At 57.1% G+C, this 23,826-nt stretch carries 21 protein-coding genes; 9 read left to right on the top strand and 12 right to left on the bottom strand.

Translation table 11 applies throughout. The features are described from left to right. The 4 genes from SJQ66_RS12395 to SJQ66_RS12410 form a co-directional block, all read right to left on the bottom strand. On the bottom strand, window positions 1–2,862 hold the full coding sequence (locus tag SJQ66_RS12395; protein WP_320534331.1) for a T6SS effector BTH_I2691 family protein: 2,862 nt from the start codon (window positions 2,860–2,862) through the stop codon (window positions 1–3). Between the two features lie 16 nt (window positions 2,863–2,878). Next, entirely contained in the window at window positions 2,879–3,883 is a 1,005-nt protein-coding gene (locus tag SJQ66_RS12400; protein WP_320534332.1) for a DUF4123 domain-containing protein, read from the bottom strand. Between the two features lie 2 nt (window positions 3,884–3,885). After that, window positions 3,886–6,474, bottom strand: coding sequence for a type VI secretion system Vgr family protein (locus SJQ66_RS12405; protein ID WP_320534333.1), 2,589 nt, complete (start codon window positions 6,472–6,474; stop codon window positions 3,886–3,888). A 569-nt stretch (window positions 6,475–7,043) separates the two neighbouring features. After that, entirely contained in the window at window positions 7,044–7,247 is a 204-nt protein-coding gene (locus SJQ66_RS12410; protein ID WP_320534334.1) for a transposase, read from the bottom strand. 323 nt (window positions 7,248–7,570) lie between these two features. Between SJQ66_RS12410 and SJQ66_RS12415 the strand changes: the two genes are divergently transcribed. Next, window positions 7,571–8,197 (top strand): hypothetical protein, encoded by a 627-nt coding sequence (locus SJQ66_RS12415; RefSeq protein ID WP_320534335.1) that lies wholly within the window; start codon window positions 7,571–7,573, stop codon window positions 8,195–8,197. A 4-nt stretch (window positions 8,198–8,201) separates the two neighbouring features. On the opposite strand, the gene SJQ66_RS12420 is transcribed toward SJQ66_RS12415, so the two are convergent. The 8 genes from SJQ66_RS12420 to SJQ66_RS12460 form a co-directional block, all read right to left on the bottom strand. Further along, window positions 8,202–8,816 (bottom strand): hypothetical protein, encoded by a 615-nt coding sequence (locus SJQ66_RS12420; RefSeq protein ID WP_320534336.1) that lies wholly within the window; start codon window positions 8,814–8,816, stop codon window positions 8,202–8,204. Window positions 8,817–9,170: 354 nt separating this feature from the next. Next, entirely contained in the window at window positions 9,171–11,642 is a 2,472-nt protein-coding gene (locus SJQ66_RS12425) for an ABC transporter ATP-binding protein (RefSeq protein ID WP_320534337.1), read from the bottom strand. A gap of 556 nt (window positions 11,643–12,198) precedes the next feature. Beyond that, a complete protein-coding gene (locus tag SJQ66_RS12435) occupies window positions 12,199–12,651 on the bottom strand; it encodes an SOS response-associated peptidase family protein (protein WP_320534338.1) in 453 nt (150 codons plus the stop codon). A gap of 160 nt (window positions 12,652–12,811) precedes the next feature. Further along, window positions 12,812–13,657, bottom strand: a complete 846-nt coding sequence (locus SJQ66_RS12440; RefSeq protein ID WP_320533719.1) for a hypothetical protein — start codon at window positions 13,655–13,657, stop codon at window positions 12,812–12,814. 58 nt (window positions 13,658–13,715) lie between these two features. Then, on the bottom strand, window positions 13,716–16,802 hold the full coding sequence (locus SJQ66_RS12445) for a Tn3 family transposase (RefSeq protein WP_320533707.1): 3,087 nt from the start codon (window positions 16,800–16,802) through the stop codon (window positions 13,716–13,718). 13 nt (window positions 16,803–16,815) lie between these two features. After that, entirely contained in the window at window positions 16,816–17,457 is a 642-nt protein-coding gene (locus tag SJQ66_RS12450) for a DUF6904 family protein (protein WP_320533706.1), read from the bottom strand. A 17-nt stretch (window positions 17,458–17,474) separates the two neighbouring features. Beyond that, window positions 17,475–18,371: a J domain-containing protein gene (locus SJQ66_RS12455; RefSeq protein WP_320533705.1), complete on the bottom strand. Its 897-nt coding sequence runs from the start codon at window positions 18,369–18,371 to the stop codon at window positions 17,475–17,477. Next, window positions 18,343–18,585, bottom strand: a complete 243-nt coding sequence (locus SJQ66_RS12460; protein ID WP_320533704.1) for a hypothetical protein — start codon at window positions 18,583–18,585, stop codon at window positions 18,343–18,345. Before SJQ66_RS12460 ends, SJQ66_RS12455 begins: the two co-directional genes overlap by 29 nt. A 225-nt stretch (window positions 18,586–18,810) precedes the next feature. On the opposite strand from SJQ66_RS12460, the gene SJQ66_RS12465 reads away from it, so the two are divergent. The 8 genes from SJQ66_RS12465 (at window position 18,811) to SJQ66_RS12495 (ending at window position 23,725) form a co-directional block, all read left to right on the top strand. Next, the gene (locus tag SJQ66_RS12465) at window positions 18,811–20,490 is read left to right on the top strand and encodes a site-specific integrase (RefSeq protein WP_320533703.1); all 1,680 of its coding nucleotides are present in this window, start codon (window positions 18,811–18,813) and stop codon (window positions 20,488–20,490) included. Window positions 20,491–20,722: 232 nt separating this feature from the next. Next, window positions 20,723–20,848, top strand: a complete 126-nt coding sequence (locus tag SJQ66_RS29690; RefSeq protein WP_407691504.1) for a hypothetical protein — start codon at window positions 20,723–20,725, stop codon at window positions 20,846–20,848. A gap of 16 nt (window positions 20,849–20,864) precedes the next feature. Then, window positions 20,865–21,002 (top strand): hypothetical protein, encoded by a 138-nt coding sequence (locus SJQ66_RS29695; protein ID WP_407691496.1) that lies wholly within the window; start codon window positions 20,865–20,867, stop codon window positions 21,000–21,002. Window positions 21,003–21,109: 107 nt separating this feature from the next. Further along, window positions 21,110–21,535, top strand: coding sequence for a PAAR domain-containing protein (locus SJQ66_RS12475; RefSeq protein ID WP_046154480.1), 426 nt, complete (start codon window positions 21,110–21,112; stop codon window positions 21,533–21,535). 3 nt (window positions 21,536–21,538) lie between these two features. After that, window positions 21,539–22,042: a DUF4123 domain-containing protein gene (locus SJQ66_RS12480; protein WP_320534339.1), complete on the top strand. Its 504-nt coding sequence runs from the start codon at window positions 21,539–21,541 to the stop codon at window positions 22,040–22,042. Beyond that, window positions 22,035–22,502: a hypothetical protein gene (locus SJQ66_RS12485; protein WP_320534340.1), complete on the top strand. Its 468-nt coding sequence runs from the start codon at window positions 22,035–22,037 to the stop codon at window positions 22,500–22,502. The genes SJQ66_RS12480 and SJQ66_RS12485 overlap by 8 nt, the downstream gene beginning before the upstream one ends. Then, entirely contained in the window at window positions 22,390–22,989 is a 600-nt protein-coding gene (locus tag SJQ66_RS12490; RefSeq protein ID WP_320534341.1) for a restriction endonuclease fold toxin 5 domain-containing protein, read from the top strand. Before SJQ66_RS12485 ends, SJQ66_RS12490 begins: the two co-directional genes overlap by 113 nt. Before the next feature lie 4 nt (window positions 22,990–22,993). After that, the gene (locus SJQ66_RS12495) at window positions 22,994–23,725 is read left to right on the top strand and encodes an immunity 52 family protein (RefSeq protein ID WP_320534342.1); all 732 of its coding nucleotides are present in this window, start codon (window positions 22,994–22,996) and stop codon (window positions 23,723–23,725) included. Window positions 23,726–23,826: the final 101 nt, after the last annotated feature.

The following is a 23,826-nucleotide window of genomic DNA, read 5'->3' on the forward strand; positions in this document are numbered from 1 at the left end:
TCAGTTATATCCCGTCGCGGCCAAGGCCGACTCAAATGCTTCACGCTGTTTTTCCAGCGTCCATTCAGATTTTGGCGCCGTCCCAAAAGGACAGTTTGCGAGCCAGTTTTCTAGATCGTCCGGCTGGAAATAGTTGTATACCAGGGTAATGACCGTCAGGATTAACGCAACTTCCCAGCCGGTTGCGATCAGGATCAAGCGCCCGCTGATCAATAGCCATCCGCCTGCCGAAACTTCCGATGCGATCCCGGCAGCAACCGTTTCGCCCGTAATAGTCCCCGCGGCCTTCCATGCTGCGCGCTTCACTGCTGCTTCTAGAGCCTCCTCTGTCAGACCAGCTGCTCTTCCGTCTATCTGGGCCTGGGCACCCGCCACGCGCGCAGAGAGTTTCCCTAGAAATTTCAGCTTACTCGGCGAGACAGATTTCATCAGTAACGGCGCGGACGAACTCAGTGCCGTTAGAACTGATACTGTGCCAGAGGCGAGATCAAGCATGGCTTTAAAAACGTAAAAGACACTTTGCCTTGTATTTCCGGATCTTTTACCAGCCATTGCTTTTCCTGAATCAGTCCAAAGCGATATAAAAGACGAAATCCCCCCCAGACAGCTAGCCGCCACTTTCATGTTCGAAAGCGTAAGGCTGGCAGCGGACTTTGCAAAAGATCCCAGCCACTTGGTTTGCACGTTGAGTGCGGCGCCCGCCAGTGAAAATGTCCCGCTCACAATCGCCAAATCATCATCCGTCGTCTTATTTGGCTTGGTCCACAACAGGAAATAATTCATCAATTCGATAACGAATAATGCGCCGGACAGCTTCACAGAAGCGATCGCCTTATCCCGAGTCGCATTCGATGTCACCTGCACATCCGCGTAGAGCCTACGTACAAGTGCTCCCCGCTCATCGTTCGCTAACGCCTCATATGCTTTCGCACGAAGCTGCAGCGGACTCATTTCTGGATTCTGAGCCTTGAACTCGCTAACCTTCAGTCTCACCAACGAGTCCATCTGCCCTTCCCACGCCGCAAGCTTGACCGTGATGCGCTTGGCATCTTCAAGTGCGATTCCTCCGCGAACCATCAAGGCTCCCTTGATCAAAGCCCCTCCGATACTGCGTGAAATCGGACCAAATACGTTGACCAATGCACGCCCGGACCACATCGTCAGCCGATCGACCTGCAGCGCCTTGAGCGGCTGCTCGGTTGCCGATCCCGCGCGCTCACGCTTGAACACTTCATCCATCTTCTCGTAAAATTTCGTAAACGACTTAAGATAGCCGAGATAGCTGGAAATGTCCGCTTGCCTGTCTTCGTACCACGACGCCACCTGGTCCAGCGTTGATTCACTTTTCTTCGCCTTTACCCCAGCCAGGAACGTCTTTAAATCTTGACGAATATCCGTCTGGTTATAAGCGAACGCCCGCCAAAAGTAGCTACGCTCGTCCATCGGGTCCATGTTGTTGATCACCTTTTCAACAATATGCAAACCCGCATCGGTGGCTGGCAATCCGGCAAACGCCTCGTCGATCACGCCGGTAAACGCCATTCCGTCGCCCGCATCGTTCGGATCATAGTCATTCAGTGCGTGGCGGAAGGTATCAGCGGATAGCCAAGCATCGCGATCAGGAACACGCTGCTTCTGCAACTGCTCGCATTTGTCAGTCACTTGATCAAACCACTTACTAAAGCTGTTCGGCCACCTGCCCCCTTTGAGGCTCGCCTGGTATTTCTTCCAAGCCTTATCCCCCGCAGCCTGCTTTTCTTCGGGCGTGAGCTGCCCGGCCTTGTCGATCTGCTCTTGTGTGCCAGGCATCATGAGTCCCATTCCTTCATAGCCGCCCAGAGCACTACTCATGAGGGACTGGCGCCAGGCACTTTCACTCAAGGCTGCACCACTGCGAACGGCCGCTTCAGCCGAATCGATGGATTGAGCCGCGTCAACCCGCATTGTCTGCGCACTGGTATAGCGCATCAGCGCACCCGCTGGGTCGTTGTGGAATCCCGCGAGCTCGTGGGCGATGCCTACCCCATCCCAAAGCGCTAGGAGCATCGGCTTGTGCGGGGTACCGCCCTCATTCTTGCCGATCTCTTCCATGAGTTTGACCAGGTCCTTGCTGGCTGAACCGGACGGAGAGGTTTGACGAATATACAATGGATAACGCGTTGCTTCCTGCGCCCACAGGCTATCGTCGGTAGCTCGGCCATCGGCATCCGTCGTGATCGGCTTAGCAGGAGGCGCTAGCAGGTCGGATTTCAAACCCGGTTGGTACTCGACGATCTGGTCGATGCTGGCCTGAGTGGCTGCCGTCGCATGCCCAGCCTCACCTTTCCTCATGCCGAACATACCACTGCCCGTCTGAATCCACGTGGACGGCATGATCACCTGCATGCGATCGCTACGCAACTGTGCGTTGGACGCGTACTTCTCGAAAACGTTTTTGTTCCACGGATACTCTGAAAACGCGATGAACACCTTTGTTGCCTTTTCAGGTTTCTCGATGGCAATCACCTCCATAGGAACTGCGCTACCGCGCTTCCCGCAGGCAGCATGCGCTTTGCGCTCCGAAGGCACAGGCGTTTTGTGGTTCCAGAGCCGCCCGTCTTCCGTTACTCGGTAGGCTTCCCAGTAGTTGCTGCCTCTCGCACCTTTTTCGTAGAAAAGATAAAGCCAGCCTTCACGCAAGGTTCGCAAGCTGTAGTGATGTGCGCTCAGCGGAACATCCATCACACCGAGCCCGATGATGTCCGCAGGCATGGCACTCGATATCGTTTGCGGCACGACCGTGTACCGAACCGGCAAAATCGCAAGTCCGGATTTATCACAATTTGGGCAATTTTCGGTAGAGGTTGAAGCAGCGTTTTCCATGATCTTATCGTGATGTTCAGGTACGACCACCCGCGTTATTCGAGGTTCTCAGGCGCTCATGCCAAACCCCTTCACAAATTTCCTCGATTTCTTCCGGCGTGAGTTGTTCGATTTGTTCAGCATAAAACTCATCGTCTGCTTTACGACCAAGAATCTGTAAAACCTTGGGATGCATATCAAACTCTGGGTGCCATGCTAGTGCGTGACTAACAAACGTCACCTCATCTTCCTCGTCAATCAAGCCGTATTGGCGCGCTCGCGCGGCCGCCGCGACCGCCACGTCGACTTCATGCTGGTGCGGTTGACGATCCTGGTCGTAAGCATGCAGCGCAAGCGCACGGTTCACGATGCCGTGGCGATGAATCGCCTGCCACTGCGCGGCGTCGAGCTCGAACTCGTCCCGACGGCCCATGGTATTCAATCGGCTCACTGGCATCGCACTCGAGTCGAGCGTGTGCCATGCCTGGATCGGTCCCAACAGGGACTGTTGCTGTACCGGCGACAGCACGTGCCATAGAAGCGCAAATGCTCGTGGGTCGTAAAACCTCAACAGGCAAAGACGATCTCGATCGTCACGTTGAAGCATCATGCGAGAGCAATGCGACGCAACCTCTTGCGGTGCCGCCGTAGTCGCGAGCCAACCACCGATGCGTTGCCCCATGCCTTCAGCCATCGCCTGCGGCCGACGATCGTCAAATGCCAATTCCACGCTTTGCGCAAGCGCATCGGCCCCCGCGGTACTTTCAAGATCCAGCTCAAGAAGATAAGGGTAATGCGCTGGCGACACTGCCTCATGATCGATCGTCAAGTCAATCCTGGAGAGACTTGCTAGCAATTGGCTACCGTCGGCGGCGGGATCATTTTGAGTCGGATCGATAATGAGCAGGCAACGCATATCTGGGTGTCGACGAAACCAACTCTTGAGAGCCGCCACCTGCTCCCGGACCTGAGGTGCACCGAGATCAACAGTGGCTGGATAAGGGCGATCGTCGCGCCCGTGTGTCTGCGTAGATTCGACCATGCCTACTCCAGCGGTACGCTTGACGCGCTATTAGCGGATGCGGTCGCGGTTTTCCAGGAACATCCCTTCGTAACGCTTGTGATCGGCGTGGGCAAGCGCATTGACGATGCCCCCTGCTTGCTCCAAGACGCGCCTTTTTCCAAGATCTGTCCGCTTGTCCCGTTTTCGATGAGCTCAGATGTGATCTTGATGTATGAACCGCCCGCGCCGATCCAAATTTCCTTATCCGCGGAGATCACGACCTTGCCGCTCGAACTGGTAATCGTCACGTCGTTGAGCGCGGCGAGCTTCATCTCATCGCTCTGCGCCTGGATCTCGACCTTGCCCTTGCTGGCAAAAAGCTTGATCCCCGCATTCTGCGCAAACAGGCTGATCTTCTCCATCACGCTGGCGATGAGCGATTTACCCGCTGCCACGTTCGTGCTCTTGCCACTGACAATATTGACTTGCTGGTTCGCAGTGATATGAGCCGAGTCCTGCGTGGACAGGCCAGCGCCCGCAGGGCTTGCAATCAGCATGATTGGGGTCGAGAAGCCATTTGCGTTACCCGTGCCCCCGCCCCCCGTGTTACCACCGACACCGCCGCTGTTGCCCGCCACGTTATATTGCGTCGCATCGGTAAGCTTCTTGAGTGCGTCCAAGCCGTCCTGCAGGCTTTCAGCCTGATTTGATGTGCTGGCCTGCGACGCGAGCTCGGTGACACTTTCCGCGCTCGCCAGTTGCTCGCTTGCCGCCGTGACGTTCATCGGCTGGGCAGCGTTTGCCGGATGGGTCGAGACATACAGTCCCTGGCCCGCGCGAATTGCACCATACGCGTCCGATTTCAGGTCGAAGCCGCTGCCCAGGTAAGCCCCGCGCGTGTTGCCGTTGTGCGCAACCAGATACCCCAGGTGGAGCTGAGAATTCGCACTTGAGCTGTAAAGTTGCATACGTGGCTGGGACGTCGAGTCATCCAGTACCATCTGGCTATACCCGCTGCCGCCGTATTCCTTTGACCGATAACCCGACAGCAGTCCGTTCGAATGCCAATTTGGCGTCTTCGAACCGTTGTATACGCGCCCCGTCACAATCGGCCTGTCACAATCCCCGTCAACCCAATCTACCAAGATTTCTTCGCCCACACGGGGCACGTGCACGCCGCCGTAACTTCCACCCGTATCCGACATCGCCACCCGTAGCCAGCACGAGGCATTTTCGTCTCCGCTGTTCAGCCGGTCCCACTCGAATTTGCCCTTGATGCGGTTCAGCGAATCCGTGTAGACCTCCGAGCCCGCAGGTCCCGTCACGGTCGCCGTCTGAATCCGCATCTGCGGCTTCCTGTGCTCGAACGGGCTGCGGTACGGCACACTCATGCGCTGCGCTTCAACCAGCGTCAGGAAGAAGCCGGCGCTCCCACCGCGCGCGGACGCACTCAGTTTTGCGCTCCCGGTCTTCTCAGCCCCCAGTTGGTCACCGAGGTAGTCTGCACGTGCATCGGCTACTTCGGTCTCCAGGCTCCCGGGCAATGGTCGGGTGTTACCCGTTGACAAGTTATTTGCGATAAACCACCGCACGTCGATGGCGAGAAACTCACGTTCCTGCTGCCCATCATTCTGATGGTCCGGATGATTTCGCAACTCGAAATATCGGCCCGCGTCCATCCGGCGGATACTGCCCGCGCCATGAAACCGCTTGGCCCGTGACTCCATCTCCTCCATCCGCAAGGTAGCCAGATGGTCGCCACGCTTATAGTCGGGCCACGTATATTTGCCGGTGTATTCGTAGACTTCGTTCTGCTGCGGCAAATCGCCCTGGTTGGGTAGGGTATCCTTGCTGCGCGCGTTGCTTGAGCCCGGGGACTTGTAGTCGCCGGTGACACCGGTATAGCGCGTGCTCTGCAGCCTGCGGGTGCCGGACCAATGCGAAAATCCTTCCACCTCGGCATCCATCTGTGCACGGGAGAAATCGATCTGACCGGGCTGCAGTTCGTCGCAGTAGTAGTTGTAGTCCGTGATGATCATCGTGTGGGACTGCCCATCCGGCGACTGCTCGAAGTAGAACCACAATCCCTCCGACTCCAGAAGCCGGTGCACGAAGTTCCAGTCGTCCTCGTACTGCATGCAGAACGAGCGTTGCGGCAAGGGATCGCGCAGTTCCCCGAACAGCTTGAACTTAAATCTGCCCCGTGCCTGAGGATGCGCATTAAACACGTCAGTCAGTATGTCGATGACCGTCTTACCTTGCCAGATCCTGGCATCCTTACGAAAGCGCAGGAAGTGAAGCCAGGACGCAAATTCCAGCTGCGTATGGACGAGCCCACCGTCCATGCCAAGGCGACGCACTGTATGCACGTAACCATGATGCGGCTTGTACGTTTTGTCGTTCTGGCGTATCCAAAGCGTGACGGGCTGTGCAATCAACTGCTTGAGTTCGAGCTTGCGCGACGTTGACACCATGTCGACCGTGAAGCTGTAACCGCGACCGATGCGTGAGTGCCCCACCGCGCGCAACGGCATCAATACATCCTTGCCCGCCGGCGTATCGAGCTTCAGCGGCCGGTTGTTCTGTACCCCCCGCGGGTTACTGGACTGGATCTGCTCGTAGGCATCCATGATTTTTGAGTTCGTTTCATAGCGCGGTTACGCGCTGTTGGTCATCGATTTCATTAAAGCCGGCTTGGCTTAGTGGAACAGCGAGTAGCGCCGTCTACCGCACACGTAACGGCACGACAGCCGCCGGAGCATGGCACGCGTCTCTCGGCTACAAAAAAGCTGGTCGAACAAGCACGAACCGAAACACATGATCGCATTGCAAGTGCAAACAAGATGGATAATCCAAAATCGAAATGACTAATCCTTTTAAGTAAGTCGTTAATACTAAACGGTAATAGTACCGGCTACTACCAGACAGTTCAATATTGTTTTGAAGACAATGGCGAGCGAATGACGGCAACCTTCGATTAAGGGGTATTTATTGCCTGCCCTTTTCGCGACAAGCAATATTTATGCTGCACGCGCCGGAGGACCACCCGTCGCGATCTTTATTGAAAGCGATCGAAGCAGGTCTTTTAATAATTATTCATTGTTAGAGATAGATCTAACGTGCCATGACTGATCTTGGTACGATAACCGCACATGATGCCCGTCGCGTTCGTCACGCCCAGACGCCCACAGGCGACCCGTCACCATCGTGCCTTTATCCAGTGCCAGCGTCGGCACGGGCGTGTCATCACATATTGATTGGCGTTGACGCCATTGCCCAACGCTAGCGCTGCACGCGACACGTCCGGCAGCATCGCTTCGCGCACCAGCTCGCGCTTGAATTCCTTGGTGAAACGGCGTCGCGCTGTGCGCGGCGTGACAGGTACCACTTGCTTACCTTCCATCGTCTGTATCCGTCGAAAATCCGACAGCATGATGACGTTCATGTCACGACGAAAGATGCCTTGGGTGGGCGCTTACGTTATTGCGTCTCTGACGCAAGACGATGCGGTTCGGCTATGATCCGTCAAACAGTGGTTAACAGCTCAATCGGGAGGACCCCCTGACGACGCATGAACTAGGCAAAACCGCCGCCCGGGCTCTGGAGTCCGACGTTGTTGCTCGATTTTCTACGCAACTCGACCGGCGCTTTTCCGCACTTTACGCGGGACAGCCTCAAATCCCCGATGCGCTCAGTGCGACCGCGCTCGGTGGCCAAGATAAGGCGTTGGCTGACTATATCGTTGCGCGACGCGGCCGCTACTGTCTCGTTGAATTCAAGGCGAACGAAGCAGCTTTTCGGTCGGAAGCGCGTAAGGAGTTGCGCGTTGCACTTTGCAAGATACTCTCGGGTCAGATGAATCCACTGCGTTGGGCGCGATCCACGCACTTTATAGGCTGGGGAACCAAGACCTCCAAGTCGCTTCCCGGGATCGGCACGGCGGAGGTCGAATCAATCGCATTCGCAAATTATCCCGGCACTATCTGCCCGCTATTTGGCATTCCTGTTCAGGCACCGGTGACACAAATCAATGCAGATAAATTCATCGAGATGTTTCTCGAAAGCAAACTGCTCGGCTCAAGCGCAGCCAAATTTGAGAAGTACCTGGCTTTGCTTTTCACAATTGCCGGTTCCTGCTCGGGAGATGAACTCAAATCAATCGAAGGCTCTGTCTATGTGTATATCCCAAAGGAAGATCTTCGCCCTGCGGAGCTTTGCTCGGTTCGGTTCCGCGGCCTGGAGCAACTATTCTCGCTTACCCTCGGCAGGGAATTGCCTGCGCAGGCCGTCCAGAAGGAAGTTCCTGAATTAGAACGAGACCGCAGCATCGAGCACTTTGGCATGCGTTTCTGATGTATCACGATGGCAACTTCGTGGCCCGGTTATAGAGCTGCTCGAGTTTCTTCCTGTCGTTTGCTGACCCTTCCTGATACATCTTTTCGAGCGCCACACCCTCGTGCAGCAGCGTCGCGCTGCGTTCCGCCGACGGCTCTGTATTACGCGCCATTTCGTCGCTGACGCCCTTTCTATAAGCCAGGTAAGAGCACGCGATGCAGGCGATGATCAACAACAGCAAATATGCGATGAAGGTCGCACGACTAAGAGAGACGGTTCTCTTCAAGGCCGCAGCGACCTCTCCCGCATGCTTCGTGGCCTGCTCCAAGGACGACACCATGCCATTCGTCGCGGTCGCCACTGCTGATGTTGCGGAAGACGCGGCAGTGAGGCCAACGGTATTCGCGATGTCCTCAGCCTTGTCCCAGGCTTCTTGCGCCAGCCTGACCTGAGATCGAATTGTCTCGGCCGTCTGGGCCATGGACTGTGCGCTTTTTCGTGCAGCCGCAACTTCTTCCCTCACCTTGGGCAAGTAGTCGGTAATCGCTTCAACCTGCTCTTCAAGCGCTTCCGTATTGTGCCGGTACCAGTCGTAGAGCTTCGTCCAGTCCACAGGAGTGCTTCCGCTGTCGTTCATTCAATGTCTCTGGAAAACGTAACGCTTCGTATTCTACTGGGGCTACCACTCGCCACCTCACGCAACTGATGCCATCAGAACGCGCCGGTAATCGCGAGCCGAAGGTGGCCTGCCCTAAAGACTCCTCGACCACATCATATGAAGCGCAGCAATGCAGTCAACCGTCGTGTAGAAATCGGCGTAAATTACGCTGATACGAAAATATCGATGAAAAGCAAGCATTGAGTTTTTGATAATTCGTGCGTGCGGAGATCCAGGAACATTCGGCAGCTCCCGTTGAGGCCCCTGCCCAGTCAGGCAAGCACTTTTTGTTCGCATTTGTGCAGACTTTCCCAAGAACATGAATTGACAAATTTAATGCGGACTTATGCGAATTGACGAGTTTATTTCGTTACGAGTGGAAATAAACATGTCAACCCATTTTGAGCGGAAGGAAGACCGAAGAAGGCGCTGCCCGTCGAACTGTTCCGGTACAACGCAGTAGCGCAGGTCCTCTTCAAGCATATATTCAGCAAAGGTCTTCTTTAGCTCGTCCCAAAGCTCGGCTGCCTCATTGGGGTTCCATTTCTTTGCCATAATGTTCCGGATCTCGTCCGCGCTTTTATCCTCCCTCACCGAGGTCGTTAATCCCACATGCTCAAGATATGCCGCATCGGCCAACGCGAACTCCAGGTGGATGAGCCCACTCGGGGTTACTTTCACCGGAACAGAGTAATCAGAAGTGTTGACGGTTGGGTCGTAGGGCTCAACAAGACGATAGTCCATCAGAGATTGGAAATGACGTAGCGTAGTCGCCGGCGGCATGCCCATCGGTTCCAAATACGCGGCAACATCTCCGATCTCCATGTATGCATCCGCGGGGGAGTCCGCCTGAGCCTGCTTATCCTTTAGCACCTGTATTATGCTGAGTTTTGCAAACGGCGTCCCGATGGCATCCGGAAACATAGTGAATACATCCAAAATGAACCCGCTATCCTCCTGTCTAAATTGATTGTAATCACCTAAAAACAGCGCCTTCCTAACCCTAAATTCTGGAATTGTAAGTCTCCGCCCAGAAACGTATGTTTTTACCAGATCATCAATAGGGATTTGTGGTGATGTCAAGATTTTCTCTGAAAGTTGCAATCCTCGTCGAATATCATAGTTGCATAACCAACTGACAGTCCTAGAAATATACTCAGTATTAATAAAGACTTCTTCAACGCATGCCGCAAACGCGCTCATGTCTTTAACCGAAAGTCTTATGCCTTTAGATAAAAAATATTGATCCCTTTGTTTTGACGGAGAAAGAAGCTTTTCTTTTAAGAATGAGACTCTTCTTTGGAGTACGTCCTTCGTCGACGGTACGGGGAGGTAAAACGATTTGGTTTCATATGACTGCATTGGCCCATGCTTGGAAAGCTGCCATATCGTCCTATCAGTAACAGGGCAAATTATAAACGAATAAATTGCCCTGTAAATTGATTGCGCATACTGAAAAACCGCCTCTTGGAATTCTTGATTGAAATGGTCTGTATTATCGAATACCAAGCAGGGCATTTGTTGCCTTGCAAACACAGTATGAGCGAGAAATGCTTGAAGATACTCGACCGAATAATTTCTTCTTAGCTCGTGGACATATTCGCCAAATTTTATTTTAAATGCGATTTTGTCGGATTCATGCAAATGTCGAAACTCTCCTTGGGCCCATCGTGTATATTGTTTGTGAAATACTCCCTGCAATTGCTCATAGCTGAGATTGGCACCGGGGAAAAGTGCTTTTTCAATTTTGATAATTAACTGCTCGGTAAGCCAGCGTTGGATCGATTCGATTTGACCATCGCTGTCCCGTAAATCCACTGTCAGTAGAGTGCATTTGCCCCGGAGCGATCTATCTAGTGTAAGCCCGAAGAACCGGTCAACAAATGTAGACTTGCCGGAACCTTTATTGCCGACAATGAGAACAAACTCTTTGCGCTCGAGTTCAACTGCACCTCTTATTTCGTCCTGAAGGTTTTCCGCACTATCATTGCTAACGAGTTCGATGTTGTGCAATATGTTCTGAGCTATTTTCTGCAAATTTGATTCTGCCTCTCTGCTCTCCGTACTTTCCACGAAACAGTACGCAAGCATCTCAGGATCGTCCTCGCCGTTCATTGAGCTAAAAAAACCTCTTAACACGTCGCTTAAGTCGCGAGCGAGGGGGTTCTTTTCAAGGCGGCGCAGAAATTTCGCGTCCCTCAACGGCCGCAGCGGTTCATGGTGGGCTATAGCTAGGCCTTCTGCTGCATTTATTCGCAGCTTGAAAAGATCTCGGGCCACGCCTTCTCGCGAAAAAAGATCGTAAAACTCAGCGAAGTCTTGAGCAATAGCCTCAAGACTCGGAAACACGATTGCAGAGTAGTCCGAGGCCGGTCGCCCATCTCCGCGAAAAGGCCAATGTCCGATCCATTCGAAGCCGTTAGTCAAGGCGCAAAATGGCGCCCCTGTCTCGGAACAATACGCCGCGACCTGGTTAATGCCGTCACGAGCACTTTTTAAGGCGGGACCCTTGATTTTATATGCCTGCCTGCCCGGAAGACGAGTATCGATCAACAAAACGCTCTGCCTTTTCGCTTCTACTGCCAGCCGATTCCGGGCACCCTCGATCATCAGATAGTCGACGTAACCATCATCTACGTGTTTTTCAGTCCGTACGTGATTATGTGGCCATCCAAGAACGTCCGTGAGCAGAACGTTTATGATCCGAAATCGGGCGTCTTGCTCGGTCTCGATTTCGGTGCGTTGCTCTTCCCACTCAGAGCAGAGGCGATCGAATGTTAGCTTGGCTGCGTCGATGTTCGTCATTATATGTGCCTCGTAACAACCGATTTGGAAAACCCGTTTTATTTGCGCAAGTGTGGAAGTATTGCAGATAAGCATACCGCCGAAGCGATGCTAATCCAAGCGGGGTCTGCCGTAGTCGGACGAGTGGCTCCCATGGCTATGCTCGAACGAACCGCGTACCCGCACTTTCCGAGGTTTTTGCGCCCTGGGAATTACAAGCCTGCTACACCCTATTGCTCGACCAACTCGAATGGGCGCGCCGATCGGCACGCGGCGGGCGACCTCGACCGCGCCTCGTTCGAACGCGCCCCTTGTTCTAGTCGCGCCCGTTCGACGTGTAGCGAGCTCGTCCGGCGTGCCTACCAGAGGTCATAAGTAGCCTGACGGGCCAGCCAGACGTCGGCCCGGCCGCTGCGCTCGCCGAGCGATGCTTCGATGCGCAATGCCATTTCAGGCTAAAAAGCAAACATCTATTGTCTTGACCACATGTATGACGCGAGCACCGAAAAGAGGTGAATTACGTCATCCACGATGCAGGCAAGGGCAGTGATGCGGCATCGTTTAGCATTCGATGGGGTCAAACGTTTCGCTTGACCAGTTCGGGACTGTCATGCCGCGCATTATTGAGCTCGCGGCTGACCTCATACCATTCGAATTCGTTCACTGCGCGACTGCCGTGGCGTGCGATTTCAGCGGCCAGCTCGAGCGGCGTCTGCGAATCCAGCCAAGTATTGGCGTCCTGTTCGTTCAGCGCGACGGGATGTCTATCGTGAATGTCCACCATGCCTTGGTCGGATGCATCCGTCACAATGACCACGCCGTCGACGAGCGCGCCGGCCTCAGGCGATCGCATTCCTGAATCCGCTTCGACCGTCACGTTCGTCATCCCAGCGAGTAAAAGCGGCTTCTGGTCCTTTGGACGTAGCAGATACGGTTGCTTTTTGCCATCCTCGGCTTTGATGCCGAGTAGGAGATCGGCGTTACCGCCGATCCCGCCTCTAAGAACCGTGCGTGAGAGTTTCCAACTCACGCGGCTCAAGCCTCACCGAACGCCCCGACTAAGAGGCGCGGACGGTGCACGTCCACGTCGTGATCGCGCTTCCACATAGGCTAAAAGTGCCCAACGCCCATAAATGGAAAATCCCCCTGTACCTCCTGCCAGACAAGGCTTTCGGGAGGACGTATCGGGTTTACGGGCGCTGAACCTGGGTGCGAAGGTTTTCGATCCGCAGCGCCATGGGCTCAAAGATGGCGCGCATCGTTTCCCGGGAGACTTCCGGGACATCGGCCTGCAGCAACAGGGCAGGCAATTGCGCAAGCAAGGTGGTCCACTGCTGCCAGGTGTGCTCCAGCAGTTCGGCCTTCACCCAGAGATCGCGCTGCGGACGGGCATCGAGAATCGTCTGGAACTCGCGCTCGAGCGTCGCGCCGTCCGAGAGAAGGCGCAGGACGGTGGGCTTGATGGAATCAGGCAGCTCCTGTCCGGACTTTGTCCTGCCGGCATCCTTGAGCCATGCCTGCTCGAAGAGCTCGCCATAGCGGTACAGGCCTGGGTACGTCTGGCACAGCGACACGAGCAGTTCGTTGGAGGTGGTGTTCCAGAGCCGTTGCAGCTCGGGCGTATAGGCAGCCATATGCGCAAGCAGGGCTGCGCCGCGGATGCCGTTTGCTTCAAGTTGACGCACGCGCTGGTCGATCGCGGCGGCGATCCGGTGCTCGTCGGCAAATCTTCGCTCCTTGCCGGGCACCTGAATCTGCCCCGTTGCAATACCTGAGGCAACCGTTTCAACGATTTTCGCATAGCGATAGAAGCCGGCAAACTCACGCGCCAGAAGATTGATGGCGGCGTTTTCCAGCTCCGTCATCAGGCGATGGAAGTCAGGCATATGGTCGACCATTGCCGCCATGATCTCCGCTTCGTCCAGCCCTGCGGCCTGGAAACGTTGCATCTGCGCGTCGATGCGCTCAGCGAGCTCCCGCTGTTGCGGTGTAATCGATGCAGCAGCCTCGTTTGCCCGGCGTTTTGCCTCACCCATGCGATTCTCCGTGATCGGTCCGCCGGACTTCCCGTGGGGCGAATGCTGCGCATGGCAGCTATACGTCCGGCCGTGTCTGCCCCGGCCGGGCAATCCTGCTCCACCACGCTGGATCGGCATAGAACGCGGCCAGCGCATCGATGTCGACGTTGGCACCGCCCGGCGTGAACTCGAATGCCCCGAACAGGTTGATGTGCTGCCAGGCGACGGGCGACATGCTGGCGATCAGCGCCATTGCGGCATCGTCGCTCGCGGCGCGCTTCTGCTCGTACACCCGCGAAAGCAATGCCGTGTTGTAGTGAATGATCGCATTGGCAATCAACCGCGAGCATTCATTCCAGATCTGCTGTTCAGCCTCTGTCTGCACGCGAAACCTGCCAGCGTTGACGAAGGCAATCGCACGGCGCAGGCGGTGATAGGCTTCGCCGCGGTTCAGGGCTTTCTGCACACTCTGGCGCAACCCGACATCATCGATGAATTCCAGAATGTAGAGCGTGCGGCACAGATTGTCGAGTTCCCACAGCGCCTTCTTTGTCTGGTTCTGGCGGGCATAATTGCTGAGCTTGCGTACGATGGTTGCCTGCGTCACATTCTTCTGCGCGAGCGAGGCCATGATGCGCTGGATGTTGGGCCACTCGCGGATAATCAGTTCGTCGTCGGACCTGCGCGACGGCCGGATCAGCCAGTCTTCATTGTAATGACCCGGCGGGTGACGGGCGACCAGGCGATCGATCTTTTTGTGCAGATTGCGATAGCGCGGCGCGAACTGGTAGCCGAACGTGAACAGCGTGAAGAAATTGACCTGATTCGTGCCATGCGTGTCGGTCGAGTGGCGATCGGGCTGGATGTCGGACGTGTTGTTGTAGAGCAGGTCGAATACGTAATGGGATTCGTGCTCGTGTGTGCCGATGATGGTCGCATTGGCCGGTACATGATTGGCGACCAGCGTGCTGGCGCTCACGCCCTTGTCCAGACCGAAGTACTTTGGCGAGTATCGGGCGTTGAACGTGTCGATCTGCGTTTCGAAACGCTGTCCATCGCTGCTCGAATGAATCTCGTCGCGGATGTCGAACAGCCGGAACGCCGGCAGGCTGGCCGTGGCGTTGCTGATCGCATCGTTGGCCCCATGCAGGGTTTCCGGGCGCAGGTAGTTCCTGGCGGCGGTGAGCAGGCTCGCGTAGCTCAGGCCCGAGACTTCGGCCATCCGGCGCAGCCCCATGTTCGTGCCCATGGCGACCACGCAGGCGAGTATTTCACGTGGATCGGCATCCTGGCGTGCGTTACGTTCGAGCACATGAGTGAATGCCTTCAGGAAATCCGTACGGCCCGCGACGAACCACAACAGATTGGCGATGCTCACGCCTGGCAACTGGCCGTAAAACGATCCGTTGACCGTTTCGTCGATTTCAGGGTAGAGCAGCGTCCACCGGCGCACGCCCTTGCGCTGGCCGATGTTGATGTGCGTGTTCTCGCCGCTGTCGATACGCTCGTTGACGCGTTTGAAGCTGGCGTCGATTGCATCGTGGAACATCGTCAGGGTCTGTTCGATGGGCGCGAGCAGAACCGGCGCGCCGATGTCCCTGAGCAGCGCGTCCTTCTGTTCCCAACGGACATCGCTGATCAGATCGTCCTCGAACCGGCGATACTCCGTGCTGTCCTCGCCGTACACGTCACCCGCTTCAAGCGCATTGCGCAGGAGCCGATAGACGAGGAATTCATAACGGTCGACATCGAGCTGTTTCTTCCGGCCCGGCTCCGATGTATAAAGATAACGCTGCAGGTTCTTCGGGATCAGCGCCACGGGAAACGTGGCCGGTTTCACCTGCCGCAGCGAGCGGCCATTGCGCAGCAGATCATGCAGGAATGCGATGGCCTCTAGGAGCGGCGCATCCTCGATGCGACCGGAGAACTCAAGTTCACAGAACAGGTGCCGCAGGTTGCGCTTGATTTTCGCTGACAGCGTTGCGTAGTGCGCCCACTCGAAGCCGGCGCGATCAAAGGCGACGTTGCGCAGATAGCCCGACACCGGCTCGAACTGCTCGCGCTCGAGTAGCGCAAAGGCCTGCTTTCGAACTTTCGAGAACGGCGTGCTATCCGCAATCGTCTCGTCGACGAACAGGCCCAGCACCTTGCCCGCGGCCTGAAGGCGCGAACCCGCATCAGACTGCGCCTTGAGCATGGCCTCCTGGGCTGCAGCGCGAGCCCACTTCTCGTACTGGCGAACAAGATGGATGAATGCATCGATCAGGTTGTCGTTGATCTGCCGGAACCGGTGAAACGCAAAGCACAGCAGATAAAGTCTCGCGACCCGCGCCGGCATGCGTCCGAGCTTGTAGACGGTGTAGTACCGGACGAGCGACGCGTAATACCGGCCACTCTCGGTTGAGATGCCGGCGAGCTCGAGAAAGCTTCGGGCAAATTCGTGCAGGCAGGCGAAGGACTGTCGGCGGGCCACTTCCTCGCGCAGTTCACGCCAGCTGAAATCCCGCGGTTCGCGCTTCAGAAGCGTGATCCGGTAGGCGGATTCGTCGGCCTGCAGCAGCGCGTCAATCTGGTGTGCGATGTCTGGCGTGAGCGCCTCATCCAGCAGTGCAGTGATGCGCTGGCGCTCGCTGGTCACGACCCGACCGGTCATGTCCTGCAGGATGGCGTAGGCCGGGGCGACGATGTGTTGCTGGCTCAGGTACTGCAACATCTCGCGCAGGAGGTAGACAGGTTGCGTCGAGCGCATGGCGATACGCTGTGCGCGACGTTCAAGGTCCTCGCGCGCTACGCTGTCGCACAGGCGATATCCGGACAGATCGAGAATGGTGTCCCTCAGGGCTCGCCGTGTGGGACGGGACGGCAGACTGATAGTAGCCGGATCTACCTCGGGAAAGTGCCGCCGCACGACATAGTCCAGATCCTCCCGCACCGCCTCCAGGCTGTAATCGAAGAACTGCCGCTTCGCCCGGAAGTACCCAAGCTGCAGCGTCAGGTGAACGGCAACAGGTGTCGTGCGGGAGTGGACCGCACGCGACTCCGGTTCGTCGAGTTCAAAATACGTCTGACGCTCCTCGCCGGTAAAGCGCGGCACGCCATAGAGATCGTCGATCTCCTGCCGGGTGAGGATCGACAGACGGTGCGAGCGCTCCGGTGCATGCATGGGCGGTTTCTGGTTACCAGTTCGGGTCAGGCCATTCAACGCCTTCCCATCGCTTTAGTTCGCGAGGTGATATCGATTCCGGGGTGTGCCGTCCGTTCGCAGGCGTGGAATAACGGTCGTACATAAAGTCGAAGCTCAGCAGCAGCGAAGCCAGGCGACCCGCCCGCTCGGCCTTCGACCAGGAACAGAACATGGCGCCCCGGCTGTCGAGTTTTTCGAAGATGTCCGCAGTGGGATCGATTCGTAGCCAGTGATCGACCATCGCTTGCCCCTGCGCACCAAAGTCTTCCCGCAATGCCGCCTCGATGACCGCTTCCAGCGAGTAGGTGATGGCCTGATGCCGCCTGGAATGGTCAAGGTATCCGAGTGAGACCCGAAGCATCCGATGCTGCACGAGGAGAACGGGCCAGAGAATCTCCACACCGTAGCGCACGCCCATTTCCTCGTAGCCTTCGGGCGGTTGCAGGATTTCCCGCTGCTGCTCATAAACCTTGCGCACATCATACGCGAGGCCTAGAAATGGCCCTTCTTCCTGCGGGATCAAGGGAGAGCGTTCATTGACGTCATGGACGACCTCGTGCAGCTCGATGAGCGAATGGTAGTCGCCGACGAGCAAAATGCCGGCATGATTTTTCAGCAACTGATAGTCAAGCACAGGCGTCTCCTTCCACATCAAAACGGTGCAAATTCGAACTCTGGCCTGGCGCGTACGAGCTTGCAGCGTTTCAGGTTCCTGACATCTTCGAACGCTGCAAGGTCCTGCTCGAGAGTCCAGATGTTGTTCTGGAATTCCCCGATCTCGCTGGCAAGATCACGCAGGACCGTATCGGGTGATATCGGGCCGAACGGATCCATCCCATACGCATCCCGGAAGGCCGATTCGACGTGAAGGATTTCCTGATCGAGTTCGCGCACCTGACCCCGCAGGATCGTGTTGTAGTGCTTCAGCCGCTCCTCACTCAGGCCGTTGAGCGCGTGCTGGTCAATGTGCTCGAGTTCAAGCTGCAGTTCCAGTAACTGCAGCAGATTGTTTTTCTGGTAGACCTCGTTCACACGCTGCATCAGACAGGTCTTGCGCTCCCGCTCCTGAGGGTCGGTTTCACGATCAGGATGCAACGCGCTGGCCAGTTTGCGGTAAACCTCGCGCAGGGACAGGTTGACCTGCGCCTGCTGCTCCTGTGCCCGCGCCTCGGCGGCCTGCTGTCTGGATGATTTTTTCCGTTTCGCACGCCGGGTATCGCGTTGCACATTCTCGCTTTCCCATTGCGCCTGGGCCTGCTGGAGATGGACCTGCGCACGCTGCAGCAGATCTTCCGGGGAATTCAGGTCTTCATCGTCTCCCAGGTCAACGCCGAACATCGTCTCGATCATGCTCTTCATCCCGTCGACCTCAGCGGCCACCTGACTGTCGTAGCTCTCTGGACTGTATCTGTCGTGGATGATCTTCATCTGCCCTTCGTCGTCTTCGCCGCCTATCAGCTCGCCCGCCAGATCGACAATCACGAGCGCCACCTTGCGGCGTTCAGCCTGGGTCAACTGGTCATGGGCCTGGTCGAGACGGCGCGCCATCCGGTGCCTGCAACTGTGCCGACGTTTTATCGAGGGGCAGAATTTCATCGACATATTGCTTCTGGAAGACTGGCGTCACCGTTTCCCAGTCGCGCAGGCGCTTGCGTCGTTTGCCTATCTGCCCGATCAGTGAGTTGAATGTCTTCCGGGCTTTTGACAGTGCTGACGGAGTGTGGTCGTGCGCAATGCTGATGGACCGCGATGTGCTGGTCATGAGGAGATTTTCGCTGAAGACAATGGAAGGCAATCGCTGCGCACATTTTACCCGACGGCACAGCGTCTGAATCGGTCCGTCGGTCACATGGAGGTGAGCGCTCTCGAATGTCTATCGCTAAGGCTTATTAGCGATAGACTTCTGTTTTATACTAAAACTTCCGTTTTGCAAAACGCGTCTCACCTGGCTGGCACACCATCGCGCTGTCGTATCTATAATCGAAAGATGCCGAACATAGACCCATCCTTCACATTTCCCGATACCCCGTCGTTATCCGTGCTGCGCGCGTGGTACGCTGGCATGGGTTCGCGTGAGGCTGTCGAGCGCTATCAACCTGAAGCGCTCGGGGACGGTACGTCAGCACGCGGCGTAATCGGCCGCATTCGCCGGCAGATCGTCGAATTTGCCCTCAGTCGGCATCGCGAGGATGTGGCCAGACTCTTCCAGTGTCCCGCGGATGAACGTGAGTCTTATCGCAAGGCGGCCAGCCGGGCGCTTGATATACTGCCATCGCTGCAGATCCCACAACCTCAGGTCTCTGACCAGGTCGACGTCTGGCTACCGGCACGGGTTGTAGCAGTCCTGCATCGGCACGGTATCCATACGCTCGCCGATCTGACCGTACGCATCCCCCGCCGGCGGCGCTGGTGGCTTCCGGTGGCCGGACTCGGCGAGCGCAGCGCACGCTGTATCGAAGCATTCTTTGCGGCTCATCCCGCGCTCACCGAGCGGGCGCGCGCACTGGTTGCCGTTACATCCCCCGAGGGTGTGGTGCCGTGGGAAAACATCCTCGTACCACGCGAAGTCGATGGTTCGCGCGGCCTTTTTCGTGCGCCGAAATCCATGTGCGCGCTCGAGGCCGATAACGACTGGCAGGCCATCAACGCGTGGCTCGAACGGCACGAAGCCCGTGACACGCAGCGCGCCTACCGCCGCGAGGCAGAACGGCTGCTGTTGTGGGGCATTGTCGAACGCGGCAAGGCGTTATCGTCACTGACCAGCGAGGATGCGGCGGCCTGGCGTGCCTTCCTGCGCCACCCCGCGCCCCGCGCTCGCTGGGTTGCACCCGCGCGGCCACGATCGTCGCCCGAATGGCGGCCGTTTACGGGGGCACTGTCGTCGGATTCCATCGCCTATGCGCTGTCGGTGCTCGGCGCCATGTTCCGCTGGCTGATCGAGCAACGTTATGTGCTGGCCAATCCGTTCGCGGGTCTCAAGGTGCGTGGTGCGCGCCGCAAGGGCAAACTGGACAGATCCCGGGCCTTTACGACTGGCGAATGGGAGCTGGTACGCACGATCGCCGACGGGCTCGAGTGGTCGTATGGCTGGGCAGTGCCGGCTGCACAGCGCCTGCGATTTCTGCTCGACTTCGGTTACGCGACCGGCCTGCGGGCCGCCGAACTGGTTGGTGTGACACTCGGCGGCATCGAGCATGGCGCACGCGGTGAGCGCTGGCTTCACCTCACGGGTAAGGGAGCGAAACCCGGCAAGGTGGTCCTGCCGTCACTCGCAAGCTTCGCGCTGGACCAGTATCTGGCACAACGCGGTTTGCCCGTCACGCCGTCCCGATGGGCACCTGATACGCCGATACTGGGTCACCTCGGCGAGCCGTGCGGCATCACCACGCCGCGCCTGAGGCAGATGCTGCGCCGGTTCTTTAGCGACGCGGCCGATGCCATCGAAGCCGACCATCCACCTCTCGCAGACAAACTGCGACAGGCCACGCCGCACTGGATGAGACACTCGCACGCGACACACGCACTGGCCGGTGGGGCAACGCTCACGACCGTGCGCGATAACCTGCGGCACGCATCGATTTCCACGACCTCGGTCTATCTCGACGACGACGAGGTGCGGCGCACGCAACAGATCGAGCATGTCTTCACGCGACGCTCGCCCGCGTAACGACTCGCCCGCCCTCCCCAAAGCCTCATCTGACAAGGGTTACGGATGGATTTTCCATTTATGGGCGTTGGGCACTTTTAGCCCCGTTCCACATTGTGAACATCAATCGGCTTGTTGCCTGAGGTGACGGAGGAGTCATTCAGTCAGTAAATGCCTGCCCGAACTGCCGCGCACGCTTGACATCATCGGTGTGCTGGTAGATCGAAGTGGTCGAGATCGACGCAAGAAGGAATTGACCGGCCGCACCGACATCGAAATCAGTAACCAGTGCGCCCGGCTGATCGCCAACGTGATCATCTTCTACAACTCGGCGATTCTGTCGCGGCTGCTGACGAAGTGGGAACCTGCGCCTGGCTAACGACAAGGCGCAGGACGTGACGATCAAGAGATTGACGCGGGGCAATCCGGCGATGGCGGCCAAGTTTGCCGATCTCAAGGATCAAAATCCAGCGAAGCCGAACGGTTCGAGTAATCGACCTGAGGCGGACAATCAAGGAGGCGAGTTGTTGTGACAATCCGTAAAGCAAATGTAAACTCACCTGCTGCGGTACAGGCGCGCGCAGGGATGTATCGTCGCGCGTGGTAAATTCATACTAAAGAACATCCTAGAGAGGGCCAATTGGTAAAACGCGCCATCATTTGCGAAGGCGATACCACGTCGCATGGCGGCACGGTAATCGAAGGAAGTCCCGCAGGCAAGATTGACGGCAGATGCATCGCGGGCGTCGGACATCAGGTTTCCTGCCCGCGCTGCAAAGGCGTCTTTGCGATTTTGCCGGACCTGTTGGGCCGACGTTACCCACATCGCATAAACGGCCGAGATACGGCCGTTGAAGGCATGCGCACGGCATGTGGCGCTGTTCTGATCGCATCGCAGTCATCGTCGACAATCACGGATGATGGCGAGGCTGACTCATACACCGGTGCCGCCGCAGTGGCGTCAGCCGCATCGACGGGCCAAGCGCTTTCACCCAGCCCAACGCTTTGCCTGGAATGCCTCAAAGCGGCAGCCGAGAGCGGCGCAACGACTGTGATGCGGGAGTAGCCGGTGGAGCCGTCGAAGATCGACCTGTATTTTGCGCAACGCCAGCTTGAAATTTCACTGCCTGTTCGGCTCTACGCCCTCGTCGATGCATTGCTCTATGCGCGAGCGCCTGGTGCAACCGCGCTCGAGCGATCAACAGGCATTGTCGCCTTGTTTGATGGAACCGCCGACGCCTCGCTGGCCGATGCTGGCCCGTGGCTGATCGATGTCGCTGACGCGTCGGTTGATATCAAGCGCACGCTGCTCGCGCTTGCCGCCGGCGTAGAGGGAGTGTCGTGGCTCATTAGCGCGTACCCATTTCGGGGGCTCGCCCACGAGCTGCGCGAGCGGCTGGATGTCCGGATGCCGGATGGGCGTACGGCGCTGCTGCGTTTTTACGATGCACGGGTCATTGGCCAAATCGCCGGGTTGCTGTCGTTTTCCCAGCGGGCAGAATTTTTTGTGCCGACGTTCGACTGGCTGGTCCAGATCAACGGCGATTTGTTCAGGGTGCATCCACATGCTTGAGTTGACTGCCGAACAGGTAGCCGCCCTTGCCGAGGTCGACGCCAAGGGTTTTGTGGAACGGGTGCGAGAAGATCTCGTGAAGGCAGACCCACGGCTCGCCGAGGATTCAGCGTTGTCGCCGAGGCTCTGGCGCGCGTTCAAGGCCGCAAGGGCGTTTGGTATTCGGGATGATGACAACCTCGTCGCGTTCCTGCGTTTGGAAGCTTACGCGCCGGGTTTTTACGACAAGCCGGCCACACGCACCCGGCTGACACGCCCTGGCCGCTCGGCAGACGAAAGGCTCCATGATTATCTGCGCGTCATGCGCTGGAAGATCCAACATCCTGAGTTTGTAGGGGGAGTGATAAATGGCGGGAATATTGTTGACCGGACTGGAGGCCGCAGTAGCCGAGCTTGGGCCAGTCTTGGCGCGCGCTGGCGCAGCCTTATTGGGCGGAGCGGCAACGGCGGGAACAGCTAGCCTCTCGGGCGACACCGCAAAGGACGACAGCAAGGCTTCGCCCGCTGCGCGCACGCTGCCGCGCACCGGCGAGAGCTGCAAGAAGTGCCCGCCGGAATCCGGCGCGAAAATTCGCCAGAATCACGGCGTGAACTGGATATCCTACCGTTACCAAGCGCGGATAACTGGTTTCGCATTCGATGCTGAGGAATGCCGCTGGAGCGAAGAGTGGAAATGGCTTACCATCGATTTCGATGGCTTTCAGCCCGGCGAGTGCCTTCTGCAGGAGACCAAGGGCGATTACGATCAATTTCTTGACGATGATGAGGAGCCACTTTTCTGGTACAGGGGCTTCAAGGGCGTGCGTGATCAGTTGAATCGGCAGGCGGTCGTAGTAAATGCTAATCCGCCCGCGCGCCTCATGTGGTATTTCATGACACCGCACGCGCGCGAGTATCTCTTGCCCGATCTGCGTCGGGCGCGCGTCTCCTCTGTCTATCAACCGTGAAGCCATGCAACTCATAGCTCAATTTCGCGAGACGCTCGACGTCGGTCAGGCCGATTACGCTTTCCATCTAAAGCGACTATGGCTGGTCATCGAAGTGCTCGCTTCGAAAGATAGTCGTCTGTCGGAATGGTTTCTGACAGGAAATACGCAGGCGGATGCTCTCCTTTATCCAGTCTACGAAACTGCGGACACGCCTTCGACGGCCGCCGTCGCAGTGCTCAAAGAAGAGTATCGTGGCGAAGATCACCTAGCGAAATCTATTAGCATCTGGAACGGGCAGACCGCAAAGAAAGACGGAGCGGCACTTTCGCTCGCATTCGACAATGGTTCGATGCCGCGCGACTTTGATCTGTCGATTGGCGAAGAAAACGCTGAGTCGTCGCGACTCGGCAACTTCGAGTCTGTCGCGGAAGTCGTGGCCACAATTGCTGAAGTGTACGCTCCTGCATATGTGACGGTAGCGCCACGTAAATATGCAGCAAGGCAGGTGTTTGACGACAAGCCCGGCGTGGGTTGGATGCTCTACCTTCCGAAGATCCTCACCGTGCAGCAGGTGCCGGAAGCGCGCGCACTGATTCCCGTTCCCGAAGCCGGCAGCAAACAAACCGGCACTATCATCGTGAGCGTGACCGACGCTGTGTTTTCTGTGGACAACCCTGAGCACGTCGAGATTGCCAACCGCATCGAGATCCGCCTGGTCGATCAGGACCTGCTGCCATGCTACTCGGATATCTGAATGAGCGACAAACTCGTTTGATTCGCGGACGTCAATGCCACCCTGGCTGAGCCCGGCCTTGTCTGACTCTTCCAGGAATTCATAGGCCAAACCGAGCCTGG

The sequence above is a fragment of the Robbsia andropogonis genome, from assembly GCF_034047095.1.
Lineage (GTDB): Bacteria > Pseudomonadota > Gammaproteobacteria > Burkholderiales > Burkholderiaceae > Robbsia > Robbsia andropogonis.

Bases quoted from the DNA above. Each gene is read 5' to 3' on its own strand.
- SJQ66_RS12395 (WP_320534331.1), bottom strand. From the start codon at position 2,862: ATGGAAAACGCTGCTTCAACCTCTACCGAAAATTGCCCAAATTGTGAT.
- SJQ66_RS12400 (WP_320534332.1), bottom strand. From the start codon at position 3,883: ATGGTCGAATCTACGCAGACACACGGGCGCGACGATCGCCCTTATCCA.
- SJQ66_RS12405 (WP_320534333.1), bottom strand. From the start codon at position 6,474: ATGGATGCCTACGAGCAGATCCAGTCCAGTAACCCGCGGGGGGTACAG.
- SJQ66_RS12410 (WP_320534334.1), bottom strand. From the start codon at position 7,247: ATGGAAGGTAAGCAAGTGGTACCTGTCACGCCGCGCACAGCGCGACGC.
- SJQ66_RS12420 (WP_320534336.1), bottom strand. From the start codon at position 8,816: ATGAACGACAGCGGAAGCACTCCTGTGGACTGGACGAAGCTCTACGAC.
- SJQ66_RS12425 (WP_320534337.1), bottom strand. From the start codon at position 11,642: ATGACGAACATCGACGCAGCCAAGCTAACATTCGATCGCCTCTGCTCT.
- SJQ66_RS12440 (WP_320533719.1), bottom strand. From the start codon at position 13,657: ATGGGTGAGGCAAAACGCCGGGCAAACGAGGCTGCTGCATCGATTACA.
- SJQ66_RS12445 (WP_320533707.1), bottom strand. From the start codon at position 16,802: ATGCATGCACCGGAGCGCTCGCACCGTCTGTCGATCCTCACCCGGCAG.
- SJQ66_RS12455 (WP_320533705.1), bottom strand. From the start codon at position 18,371: ATGGCGCGCCGTCTCGACCAGGCCCATGACCAGTTGACCCAGGCTGAA.
- SJQ66_RS12460 (WP_320533704.1), bottom strand. From the start codon at position 18,585: ATGACCAGCACATCGCGGTCCATCAGCATTGCGCACGACCACACTCCG.
- SJQ66_RS12465 (WP_320533703.1), top strand. From the start codon at position 18,811: ATGCCGAACATAGACCCATCCTTCACATTTCCCGATACCCCGTCGTTA.
- SJQ66_RS12485 (WP_320534340.1), top strand. From the start codon at position 22,035: ATGCTTGAGTTGACTGCCGAACAGGTAGCCGCCCTTGCCGAGGTCGAC.
- SJQ66_RS12490 (WP_320534341.1), top strand. From the start codon at position 22,390: ATGGCGGGAATATTGTTGACCGGACTGGAGGCCGCAGTAGCCGAGCTT.
- SJQ66_RS12495 (WP_320534342.1), top strand. From the start codon at position 22,994: ATGCAACTCATAGCTCAATTTCGCGAGACGCTCGACGTCGGTCAGGCC.